The sequence below is a fragment of the Kitasatospora atroaurantiaca genome (assembly GCF_007828955.1).
Lineage (GTDB): Bacteria > Actinomycetota > Actinomycetes > Streptomycetales > Streptomycetaceae > Kitasatospora > Kitasatospora atroaurantiaca.
This window is the reverse complement of record NZ_VIVR01000001.1, coordinates 6572378-6597806: the sequence shown is the minus strand read 5'-3', so window position 1 is coordinate 6597806 and position 25429 is coordinate 6572378. Positions and strand designations below refer to the sequence as shown.

The window sequence follows — 25429 nt, the reverse complement described above, 5'->3', positions numbered from 1 at the left end:
GGGCCACCGGGGAGGGCGACCGCTGGGTCTAGCCGCTCCGAGGTGTGACCCGTAACATAGTAATGTGAAATTGCACTGCACAAGGGATGGCGCACGCCGTTATCGACCTGTGTCCTAGCGGGCCCCAACTCCCTTTCGGTGCAAGGACGTTCGCGCAGATCAGCGCGGTCGAGCAGGACAATCCACCCACTCGTCGCGACGGCAGAGGAGCCGCAGCAGTGACCACCGACCCCCAGCCCCGCCCGCTCAACACCGGCAGTCACGACCTGCCCGTCTCCCCTGCCCTCGACGCCTTCATGGGCACCGCCTGGGCCGCCACCCCGCTGCCGGCGAGCGACCGCGTCGCCGGGTACCAGGTCACTCCGGCCCGGCGCGCCCGGCTGGCCGCCGCCTTCCCCGGCGAGCGCCTGATCATCCCCGCCGGGCAGCTGAAGGTCCGCACCAACGACTGCGACCACCGGTTCCGCCCGCACAGCGCGTACGCCTGGCTCACCGGACTGACGGGCGAGGAGCAGGTCGGCCACGTGCTGGTCTTCGAGCCGACCGGCGAGACGGTCCTGTACCTGCGCCCGCGTTCCCCGCGCGGCGGCGGCAGCCCGTACGGCTCCGAGTTCTACCGGGACCGCCGCTACGGCGAGTTCTGGGTCGGCCGCCGCCCCGACCTGGCCGAGGCCGAGCAGCTGACGGGCATCCGCACCGCCCACCTGGACGACCTGGCCAAGCTGCTGACGGGCAGTCAGCCGCCGACCCGCGTGCTGGCCGGCGTTGACCAGGCCGTGGACGCCTTGACCGGCCGGCCCAGCGCCCAGGACACCGAGCGGGACGACCGGCTGGCCGGCGTCCTCTCCGAGCTGCGCCTGGTCAAGGACGCATGGGAGGTCGCCCAGCTCCAACTCGCCGTCGACCACACCACCACCGGCTTCGAGGACGTCGTCCGCGCCCTGCCCGCCGCCCTGCGCCACGGACGCGGCGAGCGCTGGCTCGAAGGCACCTTCAACCTCCGCGCCCGCGCCGAGGGCAACGGCACCGGGTACGACACCATCGTCGCCTCCGGCGCCCACGCCTGCGTGCTGCACTGGATCCGCAACGACGGTCCGCTGGACGCCTCCAAGCTGCTCCTGCTCGACGCGGGCGTGGAGACCGACACCCTGTACACCGCCGACATCACCCGCACCCTCCCGCTGAGCGGCACCTTCTCCCCCGTCCAGCGCCAGGTGTACGAGCTGGTGCTGGCCGCCCAGGACGCGGGCATCGCCGCGCTGCGCCCCGGCGCCAGCTTCCGCGACTTCCACCGGGCCGGGATGCGGGTGATCGCCGAGGGCCTGGCGGAGTGGGGCGTCCTGAAGATCTCCGCCGAGGAGGCGCTGCAGGAGGACAGCGGCCTCTACCGCCGCTACACCCTGTGCAGCAGCGGGCACATGCTCGGGCTGGACGTCCACGACTGCGCGAAGGCCCGTGCGCAGACGTACCTCGACGGCGTCCTGGAGGAGGGCCAGGTGCTCACCGTCGAGCCCGGTCTCTACCTCCAGCCCGACGACGAGACCCTGCCCGCCGAGCTGCGCGGCATCGGGGTCCGGATCGAGGACGACCTGGTGATCACCGCCGACGGCGCCCGGCTGATGTCCGGCGCCCTCCCGCGCACCGTGGCGGGCATCGAGGAGTGGATGGGCGGACTGCTCGCCTGAGCCGGCGGCGGGGTGCGGCCCTCCCGGCTCACCCCGCCGCGTCGAGGCGGGCCCGCTGATCGGCCGTCTGGAGTTCACTCCAGGTCAGGCGGCATGATCTGGGCCATGACCACGAGCACCTACCTGACCCCGGCTCAGGCCGTCGAGGAGTCGGGCTTCAGCCTGGACACCCTCCGCTACTACGAGCGGATCGGGCTCCTCGGCACCGTCGAGCGATCGAGCAGCGGCCACCGCCGCTTCACCCAGGACGACCTGGAGTGGCTCGGCATGCTGCGCTGCCTGCGCGAGACCGGCATGCCGATAGCGGAGATGTTCCGCTTCGCCGAGCTGGTCCGGGCGGGTGAGGAGACGTATCCCGAGCGGCTGGCCGTGCTGGAGGAGCACAACGAGCAGGTGGAGGCCCAGATCGCCAACCTACGGCAGCAACAGCGGCTCATCCACGCCAAGATCGGCTTCTACCGGACGGCGCTGCACTGACGGCGTCGCCAATATTTGCTGCACCAGCGACAGATTCCACTGTTTCTGCCGAGATTTGGCATAGACACAGCAAAATCTTCGGCCAGCGGCAGTCCGACCCATGGACGCCGACCGATCCGAGCTGGTTGGGTAACTCGCGCTTTCCCGCACGCAGTTCACCCCCAACCCAACCCTCGCTCGGGAGAACTCATGCGCATGTCCCCGCTCAGAGCCATCGCCCACACCACGGCCGTGCTTGCCCTGGCCGCGTTCGGCACCACCTCGCTCGCCTCCGGCGCGCAGGCCCAGCCCGCCCCCGCCCACCACGGACTGAAGCCTCTGGCGCCCGCCGCGAAGCAGCTTCAGCCGGCGGCCCATTCGAGAAACACCCTCAAGGTGGGCTCCGGCGACTCCCAGGGCGTGGTCTCCCCCAACCCCCAGGTGTACCTGGTCTTCTGGGGATCACAGTGGTCCTCCGACCCGGCCGGGGTCGCCACCGACATGCAGAACATGTTCAAGGGCCTCTACGGCAGCCAGGACACCTGGGGCACGATCCTCGACCAGTACTGCGAGGGCGTCGCCAAGGGCACCGTCACCTGCGGCAGCAACGGCATCCACGTCAACCACCCGGCCTCGTCCCCGCTGGCCGGCGCCTGGTTCGACAACACCTCGGCAGCGCCCACCAACGCCACCGCCGCCCAGATCGCCGCAGAGGCGGCCAACGCCGCCGCCCATTTCGGCAACACCACGCAGACGCCCAACCTCAACGCCCAGTACGTGATCGTCTCCCCCACCGGCACCCACCCGGACGGCTTCCCCAACTCCGGCTTCTGTGCCTGGCACGACTGGACCAGCTCCTCGTACGGCAAGCTCGCGTACACCAACCTGCCCTACATCCCGGACAGCGGTGCCGGCGCCTGCACCACCTTCACCGACGGCCGGCTGCTCTCCGGGATCGAGTCCACCGAGACCCACGAGTACGCCGAGACGGTGACCGACTTCTGGCCCAGCATCGGCTGGAACGGCGGCGGCGGTGAGATCGGTGACGCGTGCGTGCAACTGGACGCCTACGTCACGCTGAGCACCGGCACCTTCGACCTGCAGGGGCTCTGGTCCAACAGCGCGAACAAGTGCGTGACGCACGGCTGACCTCCGCCGTGGGCAACCGGCCAACCACAAGGGGGGCGGGGAACTGCGCGAAGCGGTAGGGCACAGGTGGTTGCCTTCCGGTCTCGCGCAGTTCCCCGCGCCCCTGGGGTTACCCGGTTGCCCCCCAGAGGCTCCGTCAGGCCGGTCTGATCAGGCCGCTGGTGAGGCCGGCCGCGATCGCGGCGGTTCGGCTGTCGACGCCGAGCTTGTCGTAGATGTGCACCAGGTGGGTCTTCACCGTCGCCTCGCTGATGAAGAGCCGCTTGGAGATCTGCCGGTTGGCCAGGCCCTCGGCGAGCAGCTGCAGGATCTCGGCCTCGCGCGGCGACAGGGTGGGACGCCCGGCCCGGACCCGGCCGAGCAGGCGGGCCGCCACCGGCGGGGCGAGCACGGTCTCGCCGCGTGAGGCGGCCCGCACGGCGGCGGCGACGTCCTCGGGAGGGGCGTCCTTGAGCAGGTAGCCGGTGGCGCCGGCCTCGACGGCGGCCAGGATGTCGGCATCCGTCGAGTAGGTGGTGAGGATCAGCACGGCCGGCGGGTCGGGCAGGGCGGTGATCCGCCGGGTGGCCTCCACCCCGTGCATACCGGTGCCCATCTGGAGGTCCATCAGGACCACGTCGGGCCGCTGTTCGAGCTCCTCCAGCACCTTCAGGGCCGCCACGCCGTCCGCCGCCTCGCCGACGGCCTCCAGCTCCGGCAGGTCGTCCACCATGGCGCGCAGCCCGCGCCGGACCACCGGGTGGTCGTCCACCAGCAGCACCCGGATCACCGCGCACCCGCCTCGGTCAGCACCCGCAGCGGCAGCGAGACCGCGACCGCCGTGCCCTCGCCCGGGGTCGACTCCACGGTCAGACTTCCGCCGAGCGCGGCGATCCGCTCCCGCATGCCGTGCAGGCCGAAGGAGCCGGGGGCAGGCGCGGCCGGGTCGAAGCCGACACCGTCGTCGAACACGTCCAGGGTCACCTCGTCGTCGAGATAGGTCAGGGTCACCGCGATGCGCCCGGCCTGGGCGTGCCGGACGGCGTTGGCCAGGGCCTCCTGGGTCAGGCGCAGCAGGGCCACCTCCGCCTCGACCGGCAGCGGGTAGGGCTCGCCGTCCAGGTGGAAGGCGGCACCGGGGCCGGCGGCGAGGCGGCGCAGCGCCTCGGCGAGGGTCGCGTCGTCCAGGGCCGGCGGGGTGAGGGCCTCGACGAACCGGCGGGCCTCGGCGAGGTTGGCGGAGGCGGTCTGCCCGACCTCGCGGATGCGCTCGGCCGCCGCCGCAGGGTCGGCGGGCAGGGCGGCGTCGGCGGAGCGGGCGAGCAGCACGATGCTGGACAGGCCCTGCGCCAGGGTGTCGTGGATCTCGCGTGCCAGGCGCTGCCGTTCGGCGAGCCGGCCCGCCTCGCGCTGGGTCGCGGCCAGTTCGTCGCGGGTGCGGACCAGGTCGTCGATCAGGCGCTGGCGCTCCCGGCTCTCCCGGTACAGCGCCGCGTAGCCGTACGCGGTGAGCAGGGCGACGGCCGCGCCGGCCAGCGGGCCGAGGATCTTGGCGGTGGTGAGACCGCCGTCGGTGCCCGCCTGCGCCGCGACCACGATCGCGGTGAGCCCCAGGACGGCGGGGACGGCCAGGCGGACGGGCATCAGGTGCAGGCAGACGAAGTACAGCGGGAACGCCAGGTAGCAGAACTCCGGATGCTGCAGCGTCAGCCCCACCCAGAGCAGCACCACCGCGGCCAGCCAGAGCCCCGCCCACAGCCGGGTGGTACGGATCCGCTCCACCACTCCGCCCGCCGCGTACACACCGGCCAGCGCGGCCGCGGTGACCAGCCCGCCGGGCCCGAGGCCGCCGTCGACCACGCCGCGGGCGACCAGCACACCCAGCAGGGTGAAGAACAGCCCGTGCAGGGCGAGGTTCATCAGGCGCAGCGCGGGGGTGTTCGCAGAATGTCCTGGCGGGGGCGGTTCGGTACGGCTCACGCCTCCCGAGGGTACGGGGTCCGGTCGGCGCGCCGGCCGGCCGCGGCATCAACCGTTCGATTGATTCCCCGGTCACCCGCCCGCAGGGGGTCAGGCCCGTTCCTCTCCCTGATGGAACCGGACACCCGCGCCGACAAGGTGGAGGAGCACTCACCCCCATGTCCCGGGAAGGTCCCCGTGTTCGTCGCACTGCGTGACATCCGCTTCGCCAAGGGCCGCTTCGCCCTGATGGGCGCGGTCGTCACCTTGATAACCACACTGGTCGTGTTCCTGTACGGCCTCACGGGCGGCCTCGCCTCCGCCGCCTCCTCGACCATTGCCGAGCTGCCGGCCGACCGGATCGTCTTCGGCGCCCCGGCAGGTGCCGCGCCGACGGTGTCGTTCAGCAACAGCACCGTCTCGCCCGCCCAGGAGGCCGCCTTCGGGAGCGCGCCGGGTGTCCGGTCCGCCCGGCCGCTGGGCATCTCGCTGACCCGGCTCACCGCGAGCGAGTCCGCGGCCTCGGTCAGCGTGGTCGGCGCACCGGCCGGGCTGCTGCCGCCGCTGGAGTCGGGCAGCGCGCCGACGGACGGTCAGGTGGCGGTGGGCGGTGACACGGCGGCGGAGTACCACCTCACGGTGGGCGAGCAGGTGAGGGTCGGCCCGAAGACGCTGACGGTCTCCGGCATCACGGCCGAGCGCTCGTACTCGCACGCCCCGACGGTGTGGACCACCCTCGGCACCTGGGAGCAGCTGAGCGGCCAGAACCGGCCGACCGCGCTGGCCCTGACCACCTCGGGCGCGAGCCTCGCCGCGGTGGACGCCGCGCAGGGCACCGGGACGGTGTCGCTGTCCGACGCACTGGCGGGCATCAACGGCTACTCGGCGGAGCAGGGCAGCCTGCAGATGATCCAGGGCTTCCTGTTCGCGGTGAGCGCGCTGGTGGTCGGTGCCTTCTTCACGGTCTGGACGGTCCAGCGCAGGCCCGACATCGCGGTGCTCAAGGCCGTCGGCGCGAGCAGCGCCTACCTGGTGCGGGACGCGCTGGCGCAGGCGGCGGCCGTGCTGCTCTGCGGGGCGCTGCTGGGCGGCACCATCGGGGCGGTCGGCGGGATCTTCGCCGCGGCCTCGGTGCCCTTCGACGTGAGCTTCGCGAGCGTCGCCGTGCCGGTGACGGTCATGGTCCTGCTCGGCCTGGTGGGCGCTGCCCTGGCCGTCCGCCGTATCACCTCTGTCGACCCGCTGGCCGCGCTGGGAGCCAACCGATGACCGCCGTCCTCAAGACCCGTACCGGCCTCGCCCTCCGCGAGGTGACGCTGACCTACCCGGACGGCGAGAGCCGGCTCACCGCCCTGGACCGGGTGACCCTGGAGGTGGCCCCGGGCGAGTTCGCGGCCGTCGCCGGGCCTTCCGGGTCGGGTAAGTCCAGTCTGCTCGCCGTCGCGGCGACGCTGCTTCGGCCGGACAGCGGGCAGGTGCTGATAGACGGCCAGGACGCGGGCGAGCTCAGCGACGGGGCCAGGACCGCGCTGCGCCGCGAGCGGCTGGGGATCGTCTTCCAGCAGTCCAACCTGCTGGCCTCGCTGACGGCCGTGGAGCAGCTGCTGGTCCTGGAGTCGGTACGCGGCGGCAAGCCGCGGGCCGCCCGTGAGCGGGCCGAGGAGCTGCTGGCCTCGGTCGGCCTGGACGGTGCGAAGCAGCGGCGACGCCCGCACCAGCTCTCCGGCGGCGAGCGGCAGCGGGTGAACATCGCCCGCGCCCTCTTCGGCCGACCCTCGGTCCTCCTGGTGGACGAGCCGACCTCGGCCCTCGACCACGAACGGGGCGCCCAGATCGTCGAGCTCCTCGCCGAGATCACCCGCACCCACGGGACGGCCACGGTCATGGTCACCCACGACCGCGACCTCCTCGGCCGGGTGGACCGCGTCCTGGCGATGCACGACGGCCGGCTGGCCTGAGCTACTTCTCGGGACCGAGGATGCTGTCGACGTCGAGTGTCACCGCAGCGCCGATGGACGCGGGGAGGGTGAAGAACTGCCCGGGGTGGTGGATCGCCTGGACGCGATACTCGCCATTGCTCGGCTCGGTGAGGACCATGACCTTGCGGTTCCTCCGGTCCACGATCACGTAGACCGGCACGCCCGCCCCGGCGTAGACCCCGGGCTTCACCTTCAGGTCCTGGAGGTAGGTCGAGGACGTGACCTCGAGCACCAGACGGAACACTGCCGGGTCGTAGCAGTTGTACTCGAGGAGGTGATCCTCGATGTCGGCGTCAACCACTGCCAGATCCGGGACGGCGTAGGCGGTCGGTCCGTCCGGGAGCCACAGACCGACGGCCTGAAGCACCTGCGATTCCTCACCGTCCAGCCCGGCCGCCAGGAGGGCGGCCATGATGAGGGTGAGCGCGCGACTGTGCGACGCATTGGCAGGTGGCGTCACAGCGATCTGGCCCCCGATGATCTCGACCCGATGCCCTGGCAGCTGACTGGAGATCATGTCAGCGGCTTCGAGCAGCGTGGGCTGCTCGAACGGGTGCTCTACTGCCGCGGCGGACATGGATTCCTCCTGGCTGCCGATGTCGGGACCATCATGCTAGTGCGCCGCTTGACACACCGACGATCGCGTCACACTCACTCGAACGAGTCACCGCGCCCCGAGGCGCAGGGCCGGCCGTTCGTCCACGACCGCGTCCGCGCCGGCGGCCCAGAGGGAGCGGATGTGGCCGAGGTGCTGGGCCATGCACTCCTCGGCGGCATCCGCGTCTCCGGAGATCATCAGGTCGAGCAGCTGCAGGTGCTCCTCGGCGGAGGAGACCAGCTCGCCGCGCTGGTCGAGCCGGTTGAGGCCGTAGAGGCGGGAACGCTTGCGGAGGTCGCCGACCACCTCGACCAGGCGGGCGTTGCCGGCCAGGCCGAGTAGGTCGAGGTGGAACTGGCGGTCCGCCTCGAGGTAGGCGATCAGGTCGTGCTTGCGGGCCGCCACCACGATGGCCTCCGCCTCGGGGCGCAGCGCCTCCAGCTGCTCGCGGGTCGCCGTTCTGGTGACCCGGCCGACGGTGGGGACCTCGATCAGGGCGCGGATCTCGGTGAAGTCGTCGAGGTCACGCTCGGTCAGTTCGGTGACCCGGAAGCCCTTGTTGCGGACGGCCTCGACCAGGCCCTCACGGGCGAGGTCCAGCATCGCCTCACGGACGGGGGTGGCCGAGACGCCGAAGTCAGCGGCCAGCGCCGGGGCGGAGTAGACGACGCCGGGGCGCAGCTCGCCGGAGATCAGCGCGGCGCGCAGGGCATGGGCGACCTGGTCGCGCAGGCGCTCCTGAACGGAGATGAGGGCGCGGGGCTTGAGGTCCGCCATGGTGTTCCTCCGGAGGTTTGCAGGACACCATTGTACAATGTCACGTTACGTTGATTGTGAAACATTTCGGCGCGCTGCGTGAAGCTCGTACTGAGCCGCCGCCACCGCGAGATCCTGCCAGGCCATCCCGACGCTCTTGAAGAACCTGGGCCGGTCGGTGGGCACAACTGCCGTTCCGTTGACCAGTTCTGACAGATTAGCAAGCCGTTCGGCCGCAACACCGGGGATCAGCAGATCGCCGGCCTCCCGCAGCGCGGCCGCGCGGGCCTCCACGTACAGGGCCGACCGCGCGACCAGCGCACCGTCCACCTCACGGGCCGACGCCTCGTGCGAGCCGACGGCCGCGACGGCGGCACGGCCGGGCACCAGGCGGCCGTCGAACAGCGGGGTGCGGGCCGTGGTGCAGCAGACCACGAGGTCGGCGCCTGAGACCGCGTCAGGGGTGCCGACGGAGGCGGCGAGCCCGTGGGACGTGGCGTACGCGGCCAGCTCGGCGGCAGGCCCGGCACTGCGCGCCACCACGGTGAGCCGGGTCAACGGGAGCACGGCACGCAGCGCGTCCAGGTGTCCGTACGCCTGCGGGCCCGCGCCGAACAGCACCAGGTGCCCGGCCTCCGGCACCGCCAGCCGCCGCAGCGCGAGAGCCGTGACGGCCGGGGTGCGCAGGGTGGTGAGCGCGGCGCCGTCCAGCAGGGCGAGCGGCCTCAGGGTGGGCCCGTCGAGCAGCAGGTAGCTGCCGGTGATCCGGGCGAGGCCGCGTCCGGGATTGGCGGGCGCCACCCCGGCGATCTTCACGCCCGCGTACGCGGCGCTCGCCGCCGGCATCAGCAGCAGCTCCCCCGCCGGCACGGGCACGCTGGTCCGCGGTGGAGCGGCCTCCGGGTCGAGGCCGTCGAGCAGGACGCGTTCCAGCGCCTCGACGGCCTGCGTCGGAGTGAGGTCGAGAGCGGGCTGAGCGAGCATCAGAGCAGGAACCCCGTCCCCAGTGCGTCGTGCGGGTCGAGGACGAAGCGGTGCTCGCCCGTGCGGTGGGCGGTGCCGGTGACCTCGGTGATCAGGCCGTCCGGATGCCCTCCGGCGAGCCGGCCCGTGAACACCGTACCGATGACCGACTCGTGCCGCAGTTCCTCACCCGCCGATAGGCGGCCGTCGGCGGCGAGCAGGGCGAGACGGGCGGAGGTGCCGGAGCCGCAGGGCGAGCGGTCGATCTGGCCGTCCGCGAAGACGGTGACGTTGCGCTGGCCGGGGCCTGACGGGGTGTCGGGCAGCTCCTCGTACAGGATCACGCCGTAGACGCCCGAGAGGCGCGGGTCGGAAGGGTGGCGAGTGGCCGGCTCGTCGGCCAGCGCGGCGCGGATCTCGCGGCCGACGGCGGTGAGCTCCGGCAGCTGATCCACAGCCACGCCGAGGCCGAGCGAGGCTGCGGGGACCGAGGCGTAGCAGGCTCCCGAGTGCACCAGGTCGACGGCGACGGTGCCGCGTGAGGTGGCGACGGGAAGCTTGCGGGCGGCGATCCGGGTGGGGACGTTGCGGAAGGTCACGGCCGTCGTGCGGCCCCCGCTGCGGTGTACGGCGGCCGTCACCCGGCCCGACGGCACGTCGATCCGGACCCTCGCCACGCCGTCCTGGGGAGCGGCGACCAGCCCGGAGTCCACCGCCCAGGCACCGAGCGCGATGGTGCCGTGGCCGCAGGCGGTGGAGTAGCCGTCCTTGTGCCAGAAGAGCACGCCGAGGTGCGCCTCGTCGTCGTCCGGTGGCACCACGAAACCGCCGTACATCCCCGCATGGCCGCGCGGCTCGCGGGTGAGCAGGCGGCGGATGTCGTCCAGGGCGCTCGGGCGCGGGTCGGTGGCGGTGCCGCCGGCGCCGAGCGCGACCGCGCGGCGCTCGGCGACGGTGTCGCCCGGGACGGGCGGCAGACCGGCGGTGACGATCCGGAAGGGCTCGCCCGCCGTGTGGTAGTCGACGGTCTCGACGGAGATCACCGCGCCGTCCCGGCGGGCAGCAGGGTCACCGTACGGCCGGCGGTGTAGAAGTCGAGCACGGCCTGGCCCTGCTCGCGGGCGCCGTAGCTCGCGGACTTGGCGCCGCCGAAGGGCAGGTGGAAGTCGACGCCGCTGGACGGGGCGTTGACCCGGATCATGCCGGCGTCGAGCCGGTCGGCGGCGGCCAGCGCGGTGTCCAGGTCGCGGGTGTGGACGGAGGTCGCCAGGCTGTGGGAGGTGCTGTTGGCGATCGCCACCGCCTCGTCCAGGTCGGCCGCGCGCAGCATGACCGCGACCGGACCGAAGAACTCCTCGGTCAGCAGCGGATCCGAGGCGGGCACGTCCGCCAGCAGGGTCGGCTCGATGAACCAGCCGGTCCGCTCGACCCGGTTGCCACCTGCCAGGACGCTCGCCCCGGCGGCCCGCGCCGAGTCGATCGCACCGGTCAGGCGGGTGAGCGCGGGCTCGTTGATGACCGGTCCGCACACGCTGTCGTCGATGGCGGCCAGCGCCTTGGCGAGCGCGTCGCGGAGCGGCTCGTACGCCGCGCCGACGGCGATCACCCTGCTGGTGGCCGTGCACTTCTGGCCCGCGTACCCGGCGATGGCGGCGGCGAGGTGGCCGGCCGCCTGGTCGATGTCGGCGTCGGGCAGCACCAGCGCCGCGTTGAGTCCGCCCATCTCGGCCTGCACCGGGACGCCGCGCGCCGTGGTGCGGGCGATCACGGCCTGGCCGACGGCGGTGGACCCGGTGAAGGAGACCACGTCCGCGGCGGAGACCAGCGCGTTGCCCTCCTCCGGGCCGCCCGGGACGACGGTCAGGACGTCCTCGGGCAGACCGGTGATCTCGGCGAGGCGCAGCGCGCAGGCGGTGCCCTCGGGCGCGGGCTTGAGGACGACGGTGTTGCCGACGGCGAGCGCGGGCGCGGCCTTCCAGGTGGGGATGGCCAGCGGGAAGTTCCAGGGGGTGATCAGCCCGGCCACCCCGTACGGGCGGCGGCGCGTGAGCAGCAGGCCCTCGCCGGCCGCCGTCTCGTGGGCGGCACCTGACGGGGCGTAGGGCGCCTGGGCGTAGTAGCGCCAGATCGCGGCCGTACGCGCCACCTCGCCGCGGGCCTCGGCGAGCGGCTTGCCCACCTCACGGACGATCAGCGCGGCGAGTTCCTCGGCGTGTGCCTCGACCGCCTCGGCGGCGCGGGTCAGGGCGGTGGAGCGGGCGGCCGCGCCGGCGGCCAGCCAGGCAGGCTGGGCGGTGCGGGCGCGCTCCACGAGGGCGGCGGTGCCGAAGGCTCCTGGCGCGTCGACGGAGACCACCAGGTCGGACGGGTCGGCGGGGTTGTACGAGCGGACGGTCACTTGGGACTCTCCAAGGAATCGGGGTACCCACAGGGGCGCGGGGAACTGCGCGACCAGGGCTCTACGGAGGTGTACGGTTGCGCGCGCACGCAGTTGATCAAACAGAGCCCCGCGCCCCCATTGGTTGCCCTTACGCGAAGTGATCTACAGCAGGAAGCCGGCCGGGAACGGGTCGGTCGGGTCGAGGAAGTACTGGGCGGTGCCGGTGATCCAGGCGCGGCCGGTGACGGTGGGGACGACGGCGGGGAGGCCCGCGACGGTGGTCTCCTCGACCAGGCGGCCGGTGAAGCTGGTGCCGATGAAGGAGTCGTTGACGAAGTCCTGGTGGAGCGGCAGTTCGCCCCGGGCGTGCAGCTGCGCCATCCGGGCGGAGGTGCCGGTGCCGCACGGTGAACGGTCGAACCAGCCCGGGTGGATGGCCATCGCGTGCCGGGAGTGCCGCGCGGTCGAGCCGGGGGCGAGCAGCTGGACGTGGTGGCAGCCGTGGATCGCCGGGTCCTCGGGGTGCACCGGGCGGGCAGAGCCGTTGATCGCCTCCATCACCGCCAGGCCGGCGTCCAGGATGTCCTGCTTGCGCTCGCGCTCGAACGGGAGCCCGAGCTCGGCGAGCGGCAGGATGGCGTAGAAGTTGCCGCCGTACGCGAGGTCGTAGCCGACGGTGCCGTAGCCGGGGACGTCCAGCTTCTGGTCCAGGGCGACGGAGTACGAGGGCACGTTGCGGATCGTCACCGCCTCGGCGGCGCCGTCCCGGACGTGCACCTCGGCGACGACCAGGCCGGCCGGGGTGTCCAGGCGGACGGTGGTGACGGGCTCGACCACCGGCACCATACCGGTCTCGACCAGCACGGTGGCGACGCCGATGGTGCCGTGGCCGCACATCGGCAGCAGGCCGGAGACCTCGATGTAGAGCACCCCGAAGTCGGCGTCCGGCCGGGTGGGCGGCTGCAGGATGGCGCCGCTCATCGCGGCGTGGCCGCGCGGCTCGTACATCAGCAGGGTACGGAAGTGGTCCAGGTGCTGCTGGAAGTGGACCCGGCGCTCGGCCATGGTGGCGCCGGGGATGGTGCCGAACCCGCCGGTGATCACCCGGGTCGGCATGCCCTCGGTGTGCGAGTCGACGGCGTGGAAGACGTGACGGCTGCGCATGGTGTCGGTTCCCTCGGGTCGAGGGCCGGCTGCCCCCGCAGCCGGCCTCTGGCGGATCGTCAGACCAGGCCCTCGGCGATGGCCTTCTCGGTGGCGGCGCGGACGGCCGCCTCGATCTCCGGCGACAGCGGGCCGCGCGGCGCACGAGTCGGGCCGCCGGGGCGCCCCGCGATGTCCATGGAGAGCTTGATGGCCTGGACGAACTCCGTCTTGGAGTCCCAGCGCAGCAGCGAGTGCAGCGACTTGTAGAGCGGCAGCGCGGTCTCCAGGTCGCCCGAGACGGCGGCCCGGTAGAGCTTGACGCTCGCCTGCGGCAGCGCGTTCGGGTACCCGGCGATCCAGCCGACCGCACCGGCCAGCGCCAGTTCGAGCAGGACGTCGTCGGCACCGATCAGCAGGTCCAGGCCCGGGGCGAGCTCGGCGATCTCGTACGCCCGGCGGACGTCGCCGCTGAACTCCTTGACCGCCACGATCGAGCCCTCGCCGTGCAGCTTGGCGAGCAGCTCGGGCACGAGGTCGACCTTGGTGTCGTACGGGTTGTTGTACGCCACGACCGGCAGGCCCGCCTTGGCCACCTCGGCGTAGTGGGCGCGGACGGTGTCGTGGTCGGCGCGGTAGGCGTTCGGCGGCAGCAGCAGGACGGACCCCGCCCCGGCCTCCGCGGCCTGCTCGGTCCAGCGGCGCGACTCCGCGCTGCCGTACGCGGCCACACCCGGCATCACCCGTGAGCCGTCACCGGCCGCCTCGACGGCGGTGGTGACGACGCGGGCGCGCTCCTCCGGGGTCAGCGTCTGGTACTCGCCGAGCGAACCGTTGGGCACGACCCCGTCGCAGCCCGAGTCGATCAGCCAGCGGACGTGTTCGGCGTAGGCGTCGTAGTCGACGGAGAGATCGGCCCGCAGGGGAAGCGTGGTGGCGACCATGATGCCGCGCCAGGGGCGGGTGGGCTCGTGCGGTGCGAGGGACACGGGGGCAACTCCCTAGTTGTGAGGTGTGACATTTTATTAGATGGAACAGGGAAGCCACAAGAGGGATCCCCCGCGAAAGGTCTAGGTCGGGTCGGCCAGCTGCGAGAGCGGGACGGGGCAGGCCAGCGGGCGGCTGTCGGCGCGCGGGTTCGGGTCTCCGGCGAGGCAGGCGACCGCCGGGCCGCACATCCGGCCCTGGCACCAGCCCATCCCGGCCCGGGTGAGCAGCTTGACCGTACGGGCGTCGCCGGCGCCGAGCTCGTCCACGGCCTCGCGGATCCGGGCGGCCGGGACCTCCTCGCAGCGGCAGACGTCGGTGTCGGGGCGCAGCCAGTCCGTCCAGCCGGGGCCCGGGCGGTGGGCGGCGGCCATCAGCTCGGCGAAGGCGCGGCGCCGCTCCCGGCGGCGCCGCAGGGCCGCCGGGACGGGCGCACCGGCGATGACGCGGGCCGCCAGCTCGCCCTCCACGACGGCGAGGTCTGCCCCGCCGACGCCGCAGGTCTCACCGGCCGCCCAGAGGCCGGGGAGGCTGGTGCGCTGCCCCGGGTCCACCTTCAGCGCGACCGTGCCGTCCGGGGTCACCCGCGTCTCGGCGCCCAGCTCGGTGGCCAGCTCGATCTGCGGCAGCAGCCCGTGGCCGACGGCGAGGGCGTCGCAGTCGATCCGCCGCTCGGTGCCGGGGACGGGCCGCCAGTCGCGGTCGAGCCGGGCCACCGTCACCCCGGTCACCCGGTCGGTGCCGTGGGCCTCGACGACGGCGCTGCTGCGCCGCAGCCGTACGCCGTGCCGCAGCAGGGCGGCACCGTGGTTGGCGCCCTCGAGCAGCTTTGCGGGGTTGGTGGCGAGGGTCCGGGCGCCGCGCGCATAGCCGAGGTAGTCGGTCGCCTCCACCACGGCCGGCACGGCGGCACCGGCGGTGACCAGCGACGAGGCGGCGGCCAGCAGCAGGGGCCCACTGCCCGCGACCACGATCCGGCGGCCGGGCAGCACCAGGCCCGCCTTGAGCATGGCCTGCGCACCGCCCGCCGTCACGACGCCCGGGAGCGTCCAGCCGGGGAAGGGCAGCTGGCGCTCGTACGCGCCGGTGGCGAGCAGCACCGAGCGGGCCCGGACGACGGCCCGGTCCGCCGCCTCGGGGCCGAGGGTCGCGTGCAGACGCCAGACCTCGCCCTGCTCGGCCGTCCAGACGTGATGGCCGGCCAGGTGGTCGACGCCGCTCGCGGCGAGGCGGTCGGACAGCGCGGCGAAGACGGACCAGCCGTGGTGCAGGCGCTCGGGGTGGGCGGCACCGAGGCCGGGGGCGGGGTGGCGGTAGTACTGGCCGCCGGGGCGGGCGCCGGCGTCCAGCAGGGCGCAGCGCAGGCCGAGCTCGGCGGCGGTGACGGCGGCGGCCAGCCCGGCGGGGCCGGCACCGATGACGGCGAGGTCGTAGGGCTCAGACGGCGAGGTCGGCACGGCCGTGGCCCTCCTGGGTGGCGACGGTGTCTCCGGGCTGCGCGGGCAGCAGGCAGGTGCGTTGGTTGGGGCGGCCGTTGACGGTGGCCAGGCAGTCGAAGCAGACGCCGATCCCGCAGAACGCGCCGCGCGGGCATCCCCCGACCCTGGTGGTCCGCCAGGCCAGGATGCCCTCGGCCCACAGGGCGGCGGCGATGGTCTGACCCGGCAGGGCGGGGATCTCCCGGCCGTCGAACTCGATGGTGTGCGCGGGTCCGGGCTCGGCGCCGGCCAGGGCGGCGGGGGTTCGGCGCATGGTGCTTCCAATCCTCATGACGCGGTGAACGCGGCGAAGCGGTCGGCACGGAAGGGCGTGAGGTCCAGCTCCGGCTGCTTCTGCGTCAGCTGGCGGCTGATCAGCAGGCCGGTCGCCGGGGCGAGGCCTATGCCGGCCCCCTCGTGGCCGCAGGCGTGGTGCAGACCGGGGACCCTCGGGTCGGCGCCGATCGCGGGCAGGTGGTCCGGCAGGTAGGGGCGGAAGCCGCGGTAGGCGCGCTGCACGGCGACGTCGGCGAGCACCGGGAAGAGCGCCGCCGCCTGGGCGGCGAGGCGGTGCAGCACCTCGACCGAGAGGGTGCGGTCGAAACCGACCCGCTCCCGGCTGGCGCCGATCAGCACCGGCCCGGCGGGCGTTCCCTCGACCACGGCGGAGGTCTGCAGGGCGGCCGAGCCGCTCGCGACGTCCGCCACGTAGTCGGCGGCGTACACCTTGTGGCGGACGATGCGCGGCAGCGGCTCGGTGACCAGCACGAAGCCGCGCCTCGGCAGGACGGGCAGGTCGACGCCGGCCAGCGCGGCGACCTCGCCGCCCCAGGTGCCGGCGGCGTTCACCACGGCCGGGGCGTCCAGGCTGCCCCGGTCGGTGGTGACGCCGAGGACGGCGCCGTCGGGGCGGGTTCGGATGCCGGTCACGGTCTCGCCGAGGTGCAGGACGGCGCCCGCCCGACGCGCTGCGCTCAGCAGGTGGGCGGCGGCCAGGGCGGGCTGGACCTGGGCGTCCTGCGGGTAGTGGAACCCGCCCGCGAGCCCGGGTGCCAGGTGCGGCTCCAGCTCGTGCAGCCTCCCGCCCGGGACCTCCTCGGCCTGTACCCCGGCCGTGCGCTGCGAGACGGCGAACGTGCGGAGGGCGTCCATCCCGGCCTCGCCGGAGGCGACGACCAGGCCGCCCTTCGGCTCGTACTCGATCCGCTCGCCGAGCTCCTCGGCGATCTCCCGCCACAGGCGGGTGGAGAACAGGGCGAGTTCGAGCTCGGGGCCCGGCTCCTTGTCGGAGACCAGCAGGTTTCCCTCACCGGCACCGGTGGTGCCGCCCGCGACCGGGCCGCGGTCGACCACCGCGACGGCCAGTCCGGCCAGCGCGGCGTAGTAGGCGCAGGCGGCACCGACGACTCCGGCGCCGATCACCACGACATCGTGGGAGGATCTCTTGAGCACGTCAGTAATATGTCACACTGCAGTCGCCGTGCCAAGAGCGCGCAAAGAACAGGGGCCCCGCCCCGCCGGTGCCGGCGGAACGAGGCCCCTGCGGGACGGCGTCGGATCAGGTGATGTCGTCCATCTGCTCATGGCGGGCGGCGGGCACCGGCGCGGAGGCGATCGGTGACGGCGTGGCCTCCACGGCCTCGGCCGCGCCGACCTCCTCGATCGAGAGGTCGAGGTGCGAGGCCTCCTCGTCGCTCAGCCCGGCGTCCGGGTTCCGGCGGGCCCGGCGCCGGTCGTTGAGCAGCGCGATGCCGACCGCGAGGAAGTAGAGCGCCCAGATCGGCGCCGCCAGCGCGAGCATGCTGAGCGGGTCGGCGCTGGGCGTGGCGAAGGCCGCGAAGACGGTGATCCCCATGACCATGCCGCGCCACCAGCCGCGCAGCCGCTTGCCGCTCAGGACCCCGCCGAAGTTCAGCATGACGAGCAGCAGCGGGAACTCGAAGGCCAGACCGAACACCACGACCATCCTGGTCGCGATGTCCAGGTAGTCCTCGGCCGGCATGATCGGCGTCACTTCGGTCGGGGTGAACGAGACCAGCATCCGCGCCGTGGTCGGCAGGATCAGGTACGCGAAGGTGGCGCCGGCCAGGAACAGCGGGGTACCGGCGGCCAGGAAGCCCAGCGAGTACCGGCGCTCGTGCCGGTGCAGACCCGGCGCCACGAAGCACCACAGCTGGTAGAGCCAGACCGGCACGGCCGCGACCACACCGGCCGTGAGGCAGACCTTCAGGGTCAGGGTGAACGGGGTGAGCAGGCCGATCGTCGCCGACACCGCACAGGTGCCGTGCTCCTTGGTCGCCGCGTCGGCGAAACTGCAGTTCGGCAGCGGCGCCAGCAGGAAGTTCATCAGCTGCTTGTGGAAGAACGCCGCGACGATCGTGAACAGCACGATGGCCAGGACCGACTTGACCAACCGGTTCCGCAGCTCACGGAGGTGGTCGGCGAGGGCCATCCGGCCCTCGGGGTCCTTGGGCGGTTTCGAAGACTTGCTCAACCCCGGTCCTCAACTCGTGCGACGGAACCCGCCGGGCGACGGGTTCCAGTACTGGCCTCAGCCCTGCTGGGAAGGCTGCTGCTCGGTCACCGGGCGGGATCCGGGGTCACCGGGCGCCGCCTTGATCGTCCTGGGTGCCTCCACCGAGGGCGGCACCGGAGCGTCCGGGCCGTCCTGACGCATCGCCTTGGTCTCGCTCTTCAGGATCCGCAGCGACTGGCCCAGCGAGCGGGCCAGGTCGGGCAGGCGCTTGGCACCGAAGAGCAGGATGGCGAAGACCACGATCACCAGGATCGCGGTCGGCGAGAACCTCATGTGCGACCACCTTCCTCGCAGGGGCGGCACGCCCCCACTTCGGGCGATGGTAGCCCCTGCGGGTGACGGCGCGGCAACACCGCCTCCCGAGGCTACCGCGCAGGCCCGGTCAGCTCACCGGCCGCCGCGGCGAGCGCCCGGGAGGCCGAGTCGACCTCCCGGGCCAGCGCCCGGACGTCCAGCCAGAGCCGGCACGCCAGCGTTCCGAGGACGAGCAGGCCCGCGGTGGCCAGGAGAACGGCGGCGACGATGGTCCATGACATGGTCACCGACTCTATCCGTCCACCGGCAGCAGGCGCATGGTGCTGACCCCGGCGCCGGTCAGCGCCGCCACGATCTTCTCCCCGGCGGGCTTGCGCACCGCCGCCCCGCACGCGGGGCAGGTGAAGCTGTAGAAGGTGCGCTCCTTGGTGGCGCCCAGCGCCAGCCGGAACGCGGCCGCCGCCAGCTCGACCTTCTCCCGGCACTCGGAGCAGTAGACCTTGAATCTGGTGCCGTCCCCCACCCCTCAGGCCTGCCCGTCCCGGTAACCCTCGAGCGCGGCCGCCGCGGCGGCCCTGGCCTGCTCGGCCAGCTCGGCGGGCGCGACGATCCGCCCGTCCCGGCCCAGGCGCAGCGCCAGCGGACGGAGCCCGGCCGGGTCGGCGCTGCGCAGAGTGATCCGCAGGCCGCCGTCGGGCAGTTCCTCCGCCGAGTCATGGGTGTAGTACTCGGCCACCCAGCGCCCGCCGGGGCCGACCTCGACGACCACCTCGGGGTCGTCGGCGGCCGGGCTGACCAGGCCGGCGGACAGGTCCCGCGGTTCCAGCCGGGGCGGGTTCGCGGGCTCGTCCAGCACCTTGATCTCGGCGACCCGGTCGAGCCGGAAGACCCGCCGGTCCTCGGAGACCCGGCACCAGCCCTCGAGGTAGGTGTGGCCCTCGGTCACCAGGCGGATCGGGTCGACCTCGCGCTCGGTCATACCGCCGCGACCGTGCGAGTAGTAGCGCAGCCAGATGAGCTTGCCCTCGCTCAGCGCGCGGTCTATGTCGGCGAAGACCTGGCCCTCGGCCTCGAAGGTCACGCCGACCCGGGCGCTGCTCTCGGCGCTCTCGCCGGCCGCGTCCTCGATCTTGGCGACGGCGCGGGTGAGCGCCTGCCGGTCCCGCTCACGCAGCCCGGGCAGGCCGGCCACGGCACGGGCGGCGACCAGCAGCGCGGTCGCCTCGTCGGCGGCCAGGCGCAGCGGCTGGGCCACGTCGTCGACGTTGTGCCACCAGATCCGCTCGCCGTCGGTGTCGATGTCCAGCAGGTCGCCGCCGCGGAAGCTGGTGCCGCACATCGGCAGCACATTGAGGTCGTTGATCAGCTCACGCTCGGTGATCCCGAACGCGCGGGCCACCTCGGCCACCTCCGCGCCGGGGCGCTCCCGCAGGTAGGTGACCAGGGAGAGCATCCGTCGGGTCTGGTCGATCGCGTTACTCACAGCTCCCCCTCCACAGCGAGGCCGGCCACCGCGCGCAGCCGGTCGATGACGTCCGCCCGCAGGTCGTCCGGGCCGAGGACGACCAGGTCGGGTCCGAACTCGGCGAGGTCGGCGCCGAGGCCGTTGCCGTACGGGATCTCGAGCTCGTCCCACGTCTCGTCGATCCGACGGGTGCTCAGGGCCTTGGTGCGCAGCGGGAACCCGGCGCCCCGGCGCAGCCGTACGGTCGCGGTCGCCGTGGCCCCCTCGCCCGCGAAGGCGGCGACCACGGCGCGGACGTCCACGTGCTCGGGGACGGTGCCGGTGAACTCGCCCACGCGGGAGCGGACCTTGCCGGTGATCCGGCTCAGCCGGAACACCCGGGCGTCCTTGCGGTCGCGGTCCCAGCCGGCCAGGTACCAGTGGCCGCGCCAGCACTCCAGCGCCCAGGGCTCGACCGAGCGCTGCTCGGTGGCGGCCGCGCCGGCCTTGCGGTACTCGAAACTGACGGGCCGTCGGTCGCGGGCGGCGACCAGCAGCGGTTCGAAGGCGGCCTCGCGGGCCGGGATGCGCGGCTGGAGCGCGGTGTGCTCGGCGTCCTCGGTGAACGGGACGCCGGCCGCGCGCAGCTTCTGCAGGGCACCGCTGGCGGCGCCGGACATCTTGGCCTGCTGCCAGACCCGGGCGGCCAGCGTGAGCGCCGCCGCCTCCTCGGCGTCCAGGGCGATCTCGGGCAGCCGGTTGCGGTCGCGGCGGGCGAGGTAGCCGATCTCGCCGTCCAGGGCGTTCTCGTCGACGTCGATGACCAGGCCGAGCTCGCGCAGGTCGTCCTTGTCGCGCTCGAACATCCGGTTGAAGGCTTCCTCGCTGCCCTGCTGCCAGGCTTCGCGGTAGGCCTCGACGGACTCCCGCAGCTCCTTCTTGGAGAGCGGACGTCTGGTGTTCATCAGGCACAGGGCGAGGTTCATCAGCCGCTCTGCCTTGGCGATCGCCATCGCTGACCCTTCCGGTACGGCGCGCCGCGCGCGAGTACGTCCGCCGGGAATCTTGGACCCGGCGACCCGACCGTACCGGTACCGGCACACACTGCAAAAGCGAGACCCCGGCAGCAGGCTGCCGGGGTCTCCAACGCGACGTCAGACGCTGATCAGGTCCACGACGAAGATCAGGGTCTCGCCGGCCTTGATCAGCGGGCTCGGCGACTGGTTCCCGTAGGCCTTGTTGGCCGGGATGATCAGCTCGCGACGGCCGCCGACCCGCATCCCCTGGACGCCCTCGTCCCAGCCCTTGATGACCCGGCCGCCGCCCAGCGGGAAGCGGAAGGTCTGGCCGCGGTTCCAGGAGGCGTCGAACTCCTCGCCGGTGCTGAACGCCACGCCCACGTAGTGGACCTCGACGACGGAGCCGGCCTTGGCCTCGGCGCCGTCACCGACGACGATGTCGCGGATCTGCAGGTCGGCCGGCGGCTCGCCGCCCGGGAAGTCGATCTCCGGCTTCGTAAGGCTCACAACAGACTCTTCTCGTTCGGTGGTACGTACATGACGGAGCGGCAGGAGCCCGCACCGCGATCCTGTTCCAGGACCTACGTTACGGGCGCCCACCGCCCATCGAGATCAGGCCCTCGGCGGGTCGCCCCGTCGAAGGTCACCGACCCATTGTCGACTAGCTGTCGGCCGCGCCGACACCCGCATCCAGAATGTCGATCACGAAGACCAGTGTCGAATTGGCCGGGATCGGCCCCGACGCCTGGTCCTTGTAGCCGAGCGCCGGCGGGATCACGACCTCGATCCGGCTGCCGACGGTCTGGCCGGTGACGGCCTTGTCCCAGCCCTCGATGACGCCGCCGCCACCGGTGACGAAGCTGAACGCCTGGCCCCGGTCCAGCGAGGAGTCGAACTTCTTGCCGTCCTTGTAGAGCACGCCCGTGTACTGGACGACGACCTTCTCGCCCGACTCGATCTTGCGGCCCTTGCCCTGGATCAGCACCGAGGACTTCAGCTCGGTCGGCGCCTCGACGCCCGGCACCGGGGTGATGTCGGCGGCCTTCTTGCCGTTGTCCTTCACCTTCGGCATCCCGGCGGCGGGCTCGGTCATGTCACCGCCCAGGGTGGCGTCCGGCGCGGTCGCCTGCTTGATGTCGATCACGAAGACCAGGTTGTCGGTCGGCCCGACGCCCATGCCGGTGTTGCCCTGCGCACCGAAGGCCGCCGCCGGCGGAGCCACCACCAGCAGTCGGCTGCCGGCCTTGTGCCCGGCCACGACGCCGTCCAGCGCCGGGATCAGCTTGCCCGAGCCGGCCTGGAACAGCTGCGGCTTGCCGCTCTCGAAGGAGCCGGCGATCTCCTTGCCGGTCGCCCAGTCCTTCGCGGTGAAGTCGACGGTGACCCAGTTGCCCTTGTCGACCTTCGGCCCGCTGCCCTCGGAGAGCTGCTTCACCACGAAGGAGCCGTCGGGCGCCTCCTTCGGCAGCTCGATGGCGGCCTTCTTGCCGAACTCGCCGGTGACCGTCGGCAGCACCTTGGCGCTGTCCTTGATCGGCGGCACCGCGTCCGCCGTCGGCGCGGCCGAGGTCGGCGCCGCGTCCGCCGTCTTGGCCTTGCCGGAGTCCGGGCGGTTCACCGCCCACAGGGTGACGCCGCTGCCGACCAGCAGCAGGGCCAGCACCGTGCCGAGGATCACACCGAGCTTGCCCGCACCGGGCGGGTTCTCGTCGTACCCCGCCTCGGAGATGTCCTTCTTGCGGACGGTCGACGCGAAGACCTGCGGCGCCTCGTCCTTCGCCCCGTCCGCGATCGGCTGAGCCGGGGCCGGACCCCAGCCCGCCTGCTGCTTCAGGATCGACGGCGGCACGATGATCGACTCACCGTCGCCCGGCAGCGGGCCGCCGGGCCGCGAGGCGGCCGGGTCACCAGCAGTGCTGCCGTTCGCGGTGCCGGCCTCGCCCGGGCTCGACGTTTTCTCAGACATGACTCCCCATCCATCTCGCCGTGCTGCGCCCTCACCGGGGGCCTGACGACTCATACCACAGTGCGGAAGGGCAGCAGTATGTCAGGTGATGATGAGGGCCAGCGTTCCTGGTGCACCAACGTCACGAACGTACGGGCTACACGGCCTCAAGAATGTCGATCACGAAGACCAGCGTCGAGTTGGCCGGCACCGCCGACTGCGCCTTGTCCCCGTACCCGAGCGACGGCGGCACCACGAGCATCACCCGGCTGCCCACCGTCTGGCCGACCAGCCCCTGGTCCCAGCCCTTGATCAGGCTGCCCGTGCCCACCTGCAGGGCCTGGGCGCCGCCGTGGCTCCACGAGGAGTCGAACTGCTGGCCGTTGCTCCACAGCACGCCCGTGTACTGCACCACCAGCGTCTGGCCCGACTGGACCTGCTTGCCGTCGCCCTTGACCAGGACGAACGTCTGCAGCTCGGTCGGCGGCGCCTGCCCGGCCGGAATGGTGATCGTCGGCGCGGCCTTCCCGTTGTCCTTCACCTGCGGCGAGGTGGCCGGCGGCTGGGTGATGGCTCCGGCGATCGTGGAGTCCTGCGGCACGTCCTCCATGATGTCCAGCACGAACACCACCGTGTCCCCGGCGTTCACCCCGAGCGTCGCGTTGCCCTGGGCGCCGAAGGCCGCCGCCGGCGGGGCGACCACCAGCAGGCGGCTGCCGACCTTCTTGCCGATCACGCTCTGGTCGAAGGCCGGCACCAGCTGGCCGCTGCCCGCCTGGTACAGCTGCGGCTTCCCGCCGGAGTCGTACGAGCTGGAGATGTCCTTGCCGGTCATCCAGTCCTTCGCGGTGTAGTTGACCGTCACCCAGTCGTTCTTGGCCACCGCCGCGCCGTCCCCGTCGCTCACCGTGCTCACCACGAACTGGCCGCTCGGCTGGCCGGCCGGGATCGTGATGGTGGCCTTGCTGCCGAAGTCGCCCGAGACCGTCGGCATCGGCGAGGCCGAGGCCACCGGGCTGGGCACGGTGAGGGCCGAGGCCGAGGCGCTCGGAGTGGCCCCCGAGCCGGTGGACGAGCCACTGCTGCACGCGGCGAGCAGGAGCATGGGCAGCACTACCAGCCATCCGGCGATACGACGCATGCCCGCCAGCGTATGGCCCGATCCGCCCGTCGCGCCGGAGGCACAAGCAGGAACGAAAGGGGTGGTGATCGGACAATCCGCCCGATCACCACCCCTACCGCCCCGCATCAGGACCCCTGCGTCCGCTACATCCCCGCGATGAGCTTCTCCACCCGCTCGTCCACCGAGCGGAACGGGTCCTTGCACAGCACCGTGCGCTGCGCCTGGTCGTTCAGCTTCAGGTGCACCCAGTCCACCGTGAAGTCGCGGCGCTGCTCCTGCGCGCGGCGGATGAAGTCGCCGCGCAGCCGGGCCCGGGTGGTCTGCGGCGGCACCGACTTGGCCTCGAAGGTCTTCAGGTCCGTGGTCACCCGCGCGGCCTGCCCCTTGTTCTGCAGCAGGTAGAAGAGCCCGCGCCGGCGGTGGATGTCGTGGTACGCGAGGTCGATCTGGGCGATCCGCGGGTTGGACATGCTCATCTGGTGCTTCTCGCGGTAGCGCTCGATGAGCTTGTACTTCATGATCCAGTCGATCTCGGTGGAGACCCTGGCGAGGTCCTCCGTCCGCACCGCCTCCAGCGTGCGGCCCCAGAGGTCCAGCACCCGGGCCACCGTGCCGGTGTTGATGCCCTTGCGGTCGGCGAAGTCCAGCGCCTTGGTGAAGTACTCCTCCTGGATGTCCAGCGCGCTGGCCTCCCGGCCGTTGGCGAGCCGGACCTGGTGGGTGCCGGTGAGGTCGTGGCTGACCTCGCGGATCGCCCGGATCGGGTTCTCCAGGGTGAGGTCGCGCATCACCACTCCGGCCTCGATCAGGCGCAGCACCAGGTCGGTGGCGCCGACCTTGAGCAGGGTGGTGGTCTCCGACATGTTGGAGTCGCCGACGATCACGTGCAGCCTGCGGTAGCGCTCGGCGTCGGCGTGCGGCTCGTCGCGGGTGTTGATGATCGGACGGGAGCGGGTGGTCGCCGAGCTGACGCCCTCCCAGATGTGCTCGGCCCGCTGGCTGACGCAGTAGACCGCGCCGCGCGGCGTCTGCAGCACCTTGCCGGCGCCGCAGATCAGCTGGCGGGTCACCAGGAAGGGGATCAGGACGTCGGCCAGCCGGGAGAACTCGCCGTGCCGGGCCACCAGGTAGTTCTCGTGGCAGCCGTAGGAGTTGCCGGCCGAGTCGGTGTTGTTCTTGAAGAGGTAGACGTCCCCGGCGATGCCCTCCTCGTGCAGCCGCCGCTCGGCGTCCACCAGGAGACCTTCGAGGATGCGTTCGCCCGCCTTGTCGTGCGTCACCAGCTCGGTGACGTCATCGCACTCCGGAGTTGCGTACTCGGGGTGCGAGCCGACGTCGAGGTACAGGCGAGCACCGTTGCGCAGGAAGACATTGCTGCTGCGGCCCCAGGAAACTACGCGGCGGAAGAGGTACCTGGCCACCTCGTCCGGAGACAGACGTCGTTGTCCCCGGAACGTACACGTGACACCGTACTCGTTCTCCAGCCCGAAAATTCGGCGGTCCATGAGGCATCTTTTCTCTTATCGGGGCCATCCGAAACCCCTTCGGGTGATGGCAATCCGATCACGATGCGCTGTCAATTGACCGCAGGCGCA

27 protein-coding genes are annotated in these 25429 nt (G+C 72.5%); 5 read left to right on the top strand and 22 right to left on the bottom strand.

Annotated features, from left to right (window positions below; genetic code table 11):
* Positions 1-218 precede the first annotated feature (218 nt).
* The 3 genes from FB465_RS29620 (at position 219) to FB465_RS29610 (ending at position 3290) form a co-directional block, all read left to right on the top strand.
* Positions 219-1685 carry an aminopeptidase P family protein gene (locus tag FB465_RS29620; protein WP_246192910.1) on the top strand — a complete coding sequence of 489 codons (1467 nt, stop codon included), beginning with the start codon at positions 219-221 and terminating at the stop codon, positions 1683-1685.
* A 105-nt stretch (positions 1686-1790) separates the two neighbouring features.
* Positions 1791-2162: a MerR family transcriptional regulator gene (locus FB465_RS29615; RefSeq protein WP_145795461.1), complete on the top strand. Its 372-nt coding sequence runs from the start codon at positions 1791-1793 to the stop codon at positions 2160-2162.
* A 195-nt stretch (positions 2163-2357) separates the two neighbouring features.
* Entirely contained in the window at positions 2358-3290 is a 933-nt protein-coding gene (locus FB465_RS29610; RefSeq protein ID WP_145795459.1) for a hypothetical protein, read from the top strand.
* Between the two features lie 136 nt (positions 3291-3426).
* On the opposite strand, the gene FB465_RS29605 is transcribed toward FB465_RS29610, so the two are convergent.
* Entirely contained in the window at positions 3427-4059 is a 633-nt protein-coding gene (locus tag FB465_RS29605; RefSeq protein WP_145795457.1) for a response regulator, read from the bottom strand.
* Complete coding sequence (locus FB465_RS29600) at positions 4056-5249, bottom strand: sensor histidine kinase (RefSeq protein ID WP_246192908.1); 1194 nt, start codon at positions 5247-5249, stop codon at positions 4056-4058. Before FB465_RS29600 ends, FB465_RS29605 begins: the two co-directional genes overlap by 4 nt.
* A gap of 177 nt (positions 5250-5426) precedes the next feature.
* On the opposite strand from FB465_RS29600, the gene FB465_RS29595 reads away from it, so the two are divergent.
* Complete coding sequence (locus FB465_RS29595) at positions 5427-6497, top strand: ABC transporter permease (protein WP_145795455.1); 1071 nt, start codon at positions 5427-5429, stop codon at positions 6495-6497.
* Positions 6494-7186 (top strand): ABC transporter ATP-binding protein, encoded by a 693-nt coding sequence (locus tag FB465_RS29590; protein WP_145795453.1) that lies wholly within the window; start codon positions 6494-6496, stop codon positions 7184-7186. The genes FB465_RS29595 and FB465_RS29590 overlap by 4 nt, the downstream gene beginning before the upstream one ends.
* 1 nt (position 7187) lies before the next feature.
* On the opposite strand, the gene FB465_RS29585 is transcribed toward FB465_RS29590, so the two are convergent.
* The 20 genes from FB465_RS29585 to pafA all read right to left on the bottom strand — a co-directional run bounded on the left by FB465_RS29585 (position 7188) and on the right by pafA (position 25339).
* Entirely contained in the window at positions 7188-7784 is a 597-nt protein-coding gene (locus tag FB465_RS29585; RefSeq protein WP_145795451.1) for a Uma2 family endonuclease, read from the bottom strand.
* 87 nt (positions 7785-7871) lie between these two features.
* Positions 7872-8582: a GntR family transcriptional regulator gene (locus FB465_RS29580; RefSeq protein WP_145795449.1), complete on the bottom strand. Its 711-nt coding sequence runs from the start codon at positions 8580-8582 to the stop codon at positions 7872-7874.
* A 45-nt stretch (positions 8583-8627) separates the two neighbouring features.
* Positions 8628-9545: an ornithine cyclodeaminase family protein gene (locus FB465_RS29575; RefSeq protein WP_145795447.1), complete on the bottom strand. Its 918-nt coding sequence runs from the start codon at positions 9543-9545 to the stop codon at positions 8628-8630.
* Complete coding sequence (locus FB465_RS29570; RefSeq protein ID WP_145795445.1) at positions 9545-10567, bottom strand: proline racemase family protein; 1023 nt, start codon at positions 10565-10567, stop codon at positions 9545-9547. The genes FB465_RS29575 and FB465_RS29570 overlap by 1 nt, the downstream gene beginning before the upstream one ends.
* A complete protein-coding gene (locus FB465_RS29565) occupies positions 10564-11922 on the bottom strand; it encodes an aldehyde dehydrogenase family protein (protein ID WP_145795443.1) in 1359 nt (452 codons plus the stop codon). Before FB465_RS29565 ends, FB465_RS29570 begins: the two co-directional genes overlap by 4 nt.
* Before the next feature lie 144 nt (positions 11923-12066).
* Entirely contained in the window at positions 12067-13068 is a 1002-nt protein-coding gene (locus FB465_RS29560) for a proline racemase family protein (protein ID WP_145795442.1), read from the bottom strand.
* A gap of 59 nt (positions 13069-13127) precedes the next feature.
* Positions 13128-13991 carry a dihydrodipicolinate synthase family protein gene (locus FB465_RS29555; RefSeq protein ID WP_145797668.1) on the bottom strand — a complete coding sequence of 288 codons (864 nt, stop codon included), beginning with the start codon at positions 13989-13991 and terminating at the stop codon, positions 13128-13130.
* 126 nt (positions 13992-14117) lie between these two features.
* The gene (locus FB465_RS29550; RefSeq protein ID WP_145795440.1) at positions 14118-15491 is read right to left on the bottom strand and encodes an FAD/NAD(P)-dependent oxidoreductase; all 1374 of its coding nucleotides are present in this window, start codon (positions 15489-15491) and stop codon (positions 14118-14120) included.
* On the bottom strand, positions 15472-15786 hold the full coding sequence (locus tag FB465_RS29545) for a (2Fe-2S)-binding protein (RefSeq protein ID WP_145795438.1): 315 nt from the start codon (positions 15784-15786) through the stop codon (positions 15472-15474). Before FB465_RS29545 ends, FB465_RS29550 begins: the two co-directional genes overlap by 20 nt.
* A 14-nt stretch (positions 15787-15800) precedes the next feature.
* Entirely contained in the window at positions 15801-16964 is a 1164-nt protein-coding gene (locus FB465_RS29540) for an NAD(P)/FAD-dependent oxidoreductase (RefSeq protein WP_145795436.1), read from the bottom strand.
* Between the two features lie 106 nt (positions 16965-17070).
* Positions 17071-17964 carry a twin-arginine translocase subunit TatC gene (tatC, locus tag FB465_RS29535; protein ID WP_145797667.1) on the bottom strand — a complete coding sequence of 298 codons (894 nt, stop codon included), beginning with the start codon at positions 17962-17964 and terminating at the stop codon, positions 17071-17073.
* Positions 17965-18063: 99 nt separating this feature from the next.
* The gene (gene tatA / locus FB465_RS29530; protein WP_145795434.1) at positions 18064-18321 is read right to left on the bottom strand and encodes a Sec-independent protein translocase subunit TatA; all 258 of its coding nucleotides are present in this window, start codon (positions 18319-18321) and stop codon (positions 18064-18066) included.
* Between the two features lie 92 nt (positions 18322-18413).
* A complete protein-coding gene (locus FB465_RS36035; RefSeq protein WP_170290718.1) occupies positions 18414-18584 on the bottom strand; it encodes a hypothetical protein in 171 nt (56 codons plus the stop codon).
* A gap of 11 nt (positions 18585-18595) precedes the next feature.
* Complete coding sequence (locus FB465_RS29525) at positions 18596-18826, bottom strand: hypothetical protein (protein WP_145795432.1); 231 nt, start codon at positions 18824-18826, stop codon at positions 18596-18598.
* Between the two features lie 3 nt (positions 18827-18829).
* Entirely contained in the window at positions 18830-19756 is a 927-nt protein-coding gene (locus tag FB465_RS29520; protein ID WP_170290827.1) for a helix-turn-helix transcriptional regulator, read from the bottom strand.
* Positions 19757-19782: 26 nt separating this feature from the next.
* Positions 19783-20760, bottom strand: a complete 978-nt coding sequence (locus tag FB465_RS29515) for a helix-turn-helix transcriptional regulator (RefSeq protein WP_145795429.1) — start codon at positions 20758-20760, stop codon at positions 19783-19785.
* Positions 20761-20901: 141 nt separating this feature from the next.
* Entirely contained in the window at positions 20902-21273 is a 372-nt protein-coding gene (locus tag FB465_RS29510; RefSeq protein WP_145795427.1) for an FKBP-type peptidyl-prolyl cis-trans isomerase, read from the bottom strand.
* A gap of 154 nt (positions 21274-21427) precedes the next feature.
* The gene (locus FB465_RS29505) at positions 21428-22732 is read right to left on the bottom strand and encodes an FKBP-type peptidyl-prolyl cis-trans isomerase (RefSeq protein ID WP_145795425.1); all 1305 of its coding nucleotides are present in this window, start codon (positions 22730-22732) and stop codon (positions 21428-21430) included.
* A gap of 136 nt (positions 22733-22868) precedes the next feature.
* Positions 22869-23852, bottom strand: coding sequence for an FKBP-type peptidyl-prolyl cis-trans isomerase (locus tag FB465_RS29500; protein WP_145795423.1), 984 nt, complete (start codon positions 23850-23852; stop codon positions 22869-22871).
* Between the two features lie 125 nt (positions 23853-23977).
* Positions 23978-25339, bottom strand: coding sequence for a Pup--protein ligase (pafA, locus tag FB465_RS29495; protein ID WP_145795421.1), 1362 nt, complete (start codon positions 25337-25339; stop codon positions 23978-23980).
* Positions 25340-25429 lie beyond the last annotated feature (90 nt).